At 44.5% G+C, this 6,873-nt stretch carries 7 protein-coding genes and 1 riboswitch; of the genes, 6 read left to right on the top strand and 1 reads right to left on the bottom strand.

Features of this window, described 5'->3' with window-relative positions:
* Positions 1-55: 55 nt before the first annotated feature.
* On the bottom strand, positions 56-808 hold the full coding sequence (locus ABFX15_RS11000) for a DeoR/GlpR family DNA-binding transcription regulator (protein ID WP_346025455.1): 753 nt from the start codon (positions 806-808) through the stop codon (positions 56-58).
* Positions 809-1,028: 220 nt separating this feature from the next.
* A riboswitch (Lysine riboswitch) is annotated at positions 1,029-1,208 on the top strand.
* Positions 1,209-1,318: 110 nt separating this feature from the next.
* Between ABFX15_RS11000 and ABFX15_RS10995 the strand changes: the two genes are divergently transcribed.
* From ABFX15_RS10995 to ABFX15_RS10970, 6 genes are all read left to right on the top strand, one after another.
* Complete coding sequence (locus ABFX15_RS10995) at positions 1,319-2,521, top strand: aspartate kinase (protein ID WP_346025454.1); 1,203 nt, start codon at positions 1,319-1,321, stop codon at positions 2,519-2,521.
* Between the two features lie 499 nt (positions 2,522-3,020).
* On the top strand, positions 3,021-4,010 hold the full coding sequence (locus tag ABFX15_RS10990; RefSeq protein WP_346025453.1) for an aspartate-semialdehyde dehydrogenase: 990 nt from the start codon (positions 3,021-3,023) through the stop codon (positions 4,008-4,010).
* A 1-nt stretch (position 4,011) separates the two neighbouring features.
* Positions 4,012-4,893 carry a 4-hydroxy-tetrahydrodipicolinate synthase gene (gene dapA / locus ABFX15_RS10985; protein ID WP_346025452.1) on the top strand — a complete coding sequence of 294 codons (882 nt, stop codon included), beginning with the start codon at positions 4,012-4,014 and terminating at the stop codon, positions 4,891-4,893.
* 1 nt (position 4,894) lies between these two features.
* Positions 4,895-5,629: a 4-hydroxy-tetrahydrodipicolinate reductase gene (gene dapB, locus ABFX15_RS10980; RefSeq protein ID WP_346025451.1), complete on the top strand. Its 735-nt coding sequence runs from the start codon at positions 4,895-4,897 to the stop codon at positions 5,627-5,629.
* A gap of 3 nt (positions 5,630-5,632) precedes the next feature.
* Complete coding sequence (gene dapD / locus ABFX15_RS10975) at positions 5,633-6,349, top strand: 2,3,4,5-tetrahydropyridine-2,6-dicarboxylate N-acetyltransferase (protein WP_346025450.1); 717 nt, start codon at positions 5,633-5,635, stop codon at positions 6,347-6,349.
* A 103-nt stretch (positions 6,350-6,452) separates the two neighbouring features.
* The coding region (locus tag ABFX15_RS10970; RefSeq protein ID WP_346025449.1) for a M20/M25/M40 family metallo-hydrolase at positions 6,453-6,873 on the top strand (421 nt) is incomplete at its 3' end.

Here is a 6,873-nt window from a genome sequence, read left to right as displayed (position 1 = left end):
CTTCATCGACAGAAATCATCATACGAGCAACGAGAAATTTGGGAAACATAATTTTTCATAGATTATTGGGAGTTACCACTTTAGTTAATTCTGCGACTGTTCTATGTTCTTCTGCAAGAGATGTGGTAATGACTGCACAATCGTCTATGTCTGCCACTTTAGCAAACGTGACTTCATTAAATTTAGTCGGGTCTGCTAATACATACGTCGCATTTGACTGTCGGATGGCTTTTTTCTTCACAGCTGCCTCTTCAACATCCGGTGTAGTAAAGCCTGCTTCTGGATCGACACCATTCATACCCAAGAATGCTTTGGTAAAATGGTATTCTCCCAGCTGATCTGCCGCAACTGATCCGATGACCGCTTTTGTCCGTTTCTTAATGCGCCCGCCGATAAGTATCGCTTCGATCTGGTAATCGGCCAGACGTGCTGCATGGGGCACACCATTCGTTACTACCGTAATATCCTTATCCGCAAGCAGTGGTATCATCTCATAGGTTGTCGATCCTGCGTCCAGAAAAACCACCTCATGTTCTTCAATCAGTGCAATTGCTTTTCTGGCTATCGCCTGCTTCTCATGAGTGTTTTTGACTGTTTTGTCTTCCATTGATGCCTCATCAGTCGGCTGACGCTTTCTTCTGGCTCCTCCATGAATACGTACCAGCCTGTCCTGATTTTCAAGCTCGGTCAAGTCCCGTCTAATTGTGGATTCAGAATGGTTAAGTTGATCGATCAGTTCTTGTACTGTGATCGTATTTTTTTCATTCAGCACCTTCAGTATATAAGCATATCTGTCTTCTGTAAGCACTTACCTCACCTCTTCACTATTGAATTTTAACATATAAAACGGTCACAAACAATATTAAACGGTCACTTTCAACCAAAACCATTCATAGTTACATAATGACTGAACTACTAGTCGATTGTTCTCTCTAGAAAATGCAATTAATTCAAAATAACATTTTACATCTCTAAGCATATTTGATAAGCTATTAATCAGGAACATTAAATTTATACAATTAAAGATTAGAACTGGATGAGGCGCGGAAATCATGAGTACTTATTTCATAAAGACCTGTAAGTCTGAAATAAGGAAAGGGAAATCTGCCGAAATGACTTATTATTTACAGAGGATAAGTTGTTGGGTTGCATATGAACAATATGCAGACTGCCGCATAGCGTGTGCTTAACGGAGTGCTTCCACTTGTTTATGATAGGTTATTTAAAACAAGTCGGCATTCCCGGCTTGTTTTTTTTATAGTCAAAAAGCTGCACGGTTGAAGCCGTCCGTTTTATCCAATCTGATAAAGGAGCGCCTATGAAAAGAAGTGTACTAAAGTTCGGTGGATCAAGTGTGGCCGACTTCTCAAAAATAAAAAATATTGCGCAGTACATTAAGGAGCGTGTAGAAGCTGACGAGCAGCTAGTTGTCGTTGTCTCTGCTATGGGAAAGACTACTGACCAGCTTCTGGCATCAGTTAATGAACTGACATCTAAACCGAATGACAAAGACCTAGCGATGCTTCTGACGACAGGTGAACAGCAGACCATCTCTTTCCTGTCGCTGGCACTCAATGATCTGAACGTCAACGCCAAACCGCTCACAGGCTACCAGGCCGGCATCGAAACGATTGGTAAACACCTTAAAAGTAAGATTTCATCAATCAAGACTGATCTGCTTGAACAGTTGTTTGAAGAGCAGAACATACTGATTGTAGCCGGATTTCAAGGATTCAATAAGGCCGGTGAACTGACGACCCTTGGCAGAGGCGGATCCGACACGACCGCTGTTGCCATTGCATCCGCCCTTGACTGCCCATGTGAGATTTACACCGATGTGACTGGAGTCTTTTCTACAGATCCTCGTGTCTATCCTGAAGCCAAGAGATGGGACACGATCTCTTTTGAAGAAATGATGGAAATGTCAGCTCTTGGTGCCGGTGTACTGGAGACTAGAAGCGTGGAACTGGCCAATAATCACAATATCCCTATTTATCTTGGAAAAACACTCTCTAATGAGAAAGGAACATGGATCGTGCCGAATGATCAAATGCTCGAAAGAAAAGCCGTGACAGGTGTAGCTCTGGATAAAGAGATGGCTCACGTCACTATCACCTACCCTAACGAAAGTCAGTCCTTCCTGCATGACTTGTTCATCAAACTGGAAGAAGCTGAAATCAATATCGATATGATTTCTCAGATTCAGAATCAGGATGGCCTTCAGCTGTCATTTACATTCAAGGAATCTGAAGAAAGAGAACTGAACGAACTGTTCGACTCGCTTAAGTCGGATTATGATCATCTCTATGTTAAAATCGAAACAACTTACTGCAAAGTATCAGTCATCGGGGCAGGAATGAGAGACATGACTGGTATCGCATCAAAAATTTTTAAGACTTTGATAGAATCTGATATCCCCTTCTATCAGGTCACTACATCAGAAATTAGTGTCTCCTATGTAGTCGATGGAGAAAACGGTGAAAAAGCCACACGTATACTCTGTCAGACATTTGATTTATAAGAAAAGCTTCACGTACCGCTAAGCCTCGACAAGAAAATACCTTAGTATCTGTTCGAGCTTCAGCTCTTACAGATATACTTGAGATCGACCGAGCGATAGCGAGTAGACCTTACAAGTTGTAGTGCTTTAGCACGTACAACTATTGTTGTGATCGACCGAGCGATAGCGAGTAGACCTTACAAGTTGTAGTGCTTTAGCACGTACAACTATTGTTGAGATCGACCGAGCGATAGCGAGTAGAGGAAATGTGCCCCGAATTGCTGTGACTCTAGCATTTCCAATGCGTAGAGACAGAGTATGCGGAAGAAGAGCATCCTGCGCAATGGGTACATTTATCTTTTTCTCGAGAGGCTGGTACGTCCTTACAAGTTGTAGTGCTTCAGCACGTACAACTATTGTTGTGATCGACCGACCAACGGGAGTAGTTAAGCTAGACAACACTTCAACACTTTGAAACTTATTTTTTGATTTATAAGAATTGCGAAAGGATGATTTAACTATGGTATCACTAGCTCTAGTCGGAGCGACCGGCTTAGTCGGTCAGACCATGCTTCAGCTCCTGGACGAGGAATTAATTCCTTTTGATTCCCTTACCCTGTATTCATCAGCCCGTTCAGCTGGAAAAGAAGTAACCTTTAAAGGAAACACGTATATAGTAGAAGAACTGACAGAAGAACACGTCAGAAACAGTCAGTATGATTACGTGTTGATGTCTGCCGGAGGAGGAACAAGTCTCGAGTACGCTCCTATCTTTGAAGAGACAGGTGCAGTCATCATTGATAACTCGAGCGCCTGGAGAATGGATGATTCAGTAGACCTGGTCGTTCCAGAGGTCAACCGCGCATCACTGAAGCGTAAGCTGATTGCCAATCCAAACTGCTCAACTATTCAGTCTGTGGTCCCCTTAAAACCTTTAGCAGATAGGTTCGGTGTCACTCGTGTTGCCTATACAACGTATCAGTCTGTATCAGGGTCCGGATGGAAAGGTATAGAGGATTTGGACCGCGGAGAAAAAGGAGAAAAACCTCAGAACTACAACCACCCAATCTATCACAACGTCATTCCACAGATCGATGTCTTTATGGAAGACGGCTATACTAAAGAAGAACAGAAAATGATCAAGGAAACACAGAAAATACTGAATCAGCCTGATTTAGACGTGACGGCAACATGCGTTCGTGTTCCCGTTCCTCACGCACATGCAGTAGCCATGAACGTGACACTGGAAAAAGAAGTGAGTGTGGAAGAAATCAGACATTCGCTTGAAGGCTTTCCTTCTGTTGTACTGATGGATGACCCTGAAAACGAAATTTACCCTACACCGCTTGATGCTGCTCATAAAAAAGGCGTTTACGTCGGACGGATCAGAAAAGATCCAAGTCTGCCGAACTCGTATCATTTATGGTCAGTAAGCGACAATATACTGAAAGGTGCCGCGTGGAATGCCGTTCAGATACTTGACCAACTGATTAAAGGAGAGGAAAACTGATATGACCCGTTTATTTACTGGAACAGCTGCAGCAGTCACGACCCCTTTCGTTGACGGTGCTGTTGACTACGACGCATTACGTGCTCACCTTAAGTTTTTGAAAGAAAACAGCATCCAGTCTTTTGTCATCAATGGAACAACTGGCGAAGGCTCGACTCTGACAGCAGAAGAAAAACGCAACTGCCTGAAAATTGCTCTGGAAGTAGCCGACAAAGATATTCCAGTTATTGCCGGAACAGGATCGAACAATACGGCTCAGACGATCGCTGCATCCAAGGAAGCAGAAGCCCTTGGTGTCGATGCCCTACTCGTTATTACGCCGTACTACAACAAGACCAGTCAGAAAGGTCTTGTGGCACACTTTACAGCCGTTGCAGATGCTGTGTCGATTCCTGTCGTCTTATACGATGTCCCGTCTCGTACCGGCATGACGATTGCACCTGAAACACTTGAGCTTCTGGCTAAACACGATAATATCGTTGCCTTGAAAGACGCAACAGGCGATTTTGCGCACTTCAGCAGGCTTCAGGCAGTAGTAGACGACAGCTTCTCTTTCTACAGTGGAAACGATGATCTGGCTCTTCCCTACTTCGCACAGGGCGGACATGGCATCATCTCAGTACTGGCCAATGCCTTGCCAAATGAATACCAAAAATTGTTTGAGCAGGCGACTACTGATCACAAAGCAGCCCTTGAGACCCATCAGCTGCTTTTCCCGTTAGTGGATGCATTAGGTGTGGATGTCAATCCTATTCCTATCAAGGCTCTTGTCAGTCACCTGGGTTATGGCGAATACGAACTGAGACTGCCTCTTGTCAAATTGGAAGAAAATGAATCAGACGTGCTGATCAGCTTGTTTGATTCCATCAGAAAGGACGGGTAATATGAAGCTGTTGTTAGTCGGTTATGGCGCAATGAATAAACGTGTCGCTGCACTGGCAGAAAAAGGCGGGCATTCGATCGCCGGTGTGATCACACCAGTCGAAGAAGAGAACTGTCCTTACCCTCTTTTCACATCCTTTGATGATCAACTGCCTGAAGCGGACGTTCTGATCGACTTTTCTCATCCGGATCTGACTAAGCGCATGCTGCAGTCTGATTTGACTGTCCCAATGGTCATTGCGACGACCGGAGAAAAAGATACTCTGGTCAAATTGATGCAGGAAAAGGCGGAGTCCGCTCCAGTCTTCTTTTCTGCCAACATGAGCTATGGGGTGCATATCGTCACTCAACTGCTCGAGCACCTCGCACCACTTATGGACGCTTACGATATCGAAATGATCGAAAAGCACCATAATAAAAAAATCGATGCGCCAAGCGGAACATTGATCAAGCTGCTTGATGCGATCAAGGATAACGGCCGTCAGGATGCCAGGGAAGTTTACGACCGCAGTCAGGTCACCGAAAAAAGAGACAAGAAAGACATCGGCATTTCCACCATCCGCGGCGGAACGATCGTCGGTGAACACGAAGTCCTGTTTGCGGGTGTAGATGAAGTCATTTCCATCAAGCATACGGCTCAATCCAAAGACATTTTCGCCAACGGTGCCTTGACAGTGGCCGAAAAACTGATCAACAAAACTAATGGGTTTTATACCTACAATAATTTAGGAGTGTAAATAATGAAAGAATTCAGCGCAAAGGAAATCATCCAGTACATCAGTGACTCAGAAAAGACGACCCCTCTAAAAATATATGTGAACACAGCTATGAAGAAAGACGAATTTCCCGATACGTTCAAAGTCTTCGGATCTGATGGCAGCTATACAATTTTCGCTGACTTGAACGACTGGAAACCCTTCTTCAATGAAAACAGTGACGCATTAGCTGATCTGGTCATTGAGCAGGATCGTCGTAATTCAGCTATTCCATTACTCGATGCAACAGAAGTCAACGCCCGCATCGAACCGGGTTCATTCATCAGAGAACATGCGGTCATCGGTGACAGTGCAGTCATTATGATGGGCGCAGTCATAAATATAGGTGCTGTCGTCGGAGAAGGCACTATGATCGACATGGGTGCTATTCTTGGTGGTCGTGCGATCACTGGTAAGAATGTTCACGTTGGAGCCGGTGCCGTTCTTTCAGGAGTCATCGAACCTGCCAGCGCCAAGCCGGTCGTCGTTGAAGACAATGTACTGATTGGTGCAAATGCTGTAGTGCTTGAAGGCGTCACGATCGGTAAGGGCTCAGTCGTTGCTGCAGGTGCAATCGTCACTGAAGATGTTCCTGAAAACACTGTCGTTGCCGGTGTCCCTGCCCGCAAGATCAAAAACACAGATGAAGTCGAATCGGATAAAGTGGCTATTATTTCTGCACTTAGACAGTTGAAGAAATAAGAGTAGCACAACTTAACCTCATCTAATGCACCAACCTAACTAATGCAATTCTGATCATAAATAAGAGACATCTGCAGACTGTCCGAATCAACTGGAGGATGACATGACTGATTTACTAGAAAGAGCTATAAAACACAGACAGTTCCTACATCAAATTCCGGAGCTGTCCTTTAAGGAATTTAAAACAACCAACTATATAAGACAGCAGCTCAGCTATCTGGACATTCCCTACTTCGAACCTTTGGAAACAGCTACGGTCGTCTATTTCAAAGGGACTTCTGATGACAAAGAAACGATCGGGTTCAGAGCAGATATCGATGCGCTACCGATAAAGGAAGAAACAGATGTGCCTTATCGATCATCCCATGAAGGTGCAATGCATGCATGCGGTCATGATGGGCACGCTTCTATTCTTCTTACTTTTGCCGAATGGCTCAAGGAACAGCATGACGCGGGGCATTTACACAAGAATGTCTTGCTGATTTTCCAGCCGTCTGAAGAATCAAATGCCGGTGCCGATGCAC

The sequence above is a fragment of the Alkalibacterium indicireducens genome, assembly GCF_039522005.1.
GTDB lineage: Bacteria > Bacillota > Bacilli > Lactobacillales > Carnobacteriaceae_A > Alkalibacterium > Alkalibacterium indicireducens.
The sequence above is the reverse complement of the archived record's forward strand: the minus strand, read 5'-3'. Positions and strand labels throughout refer to the sequence as shown.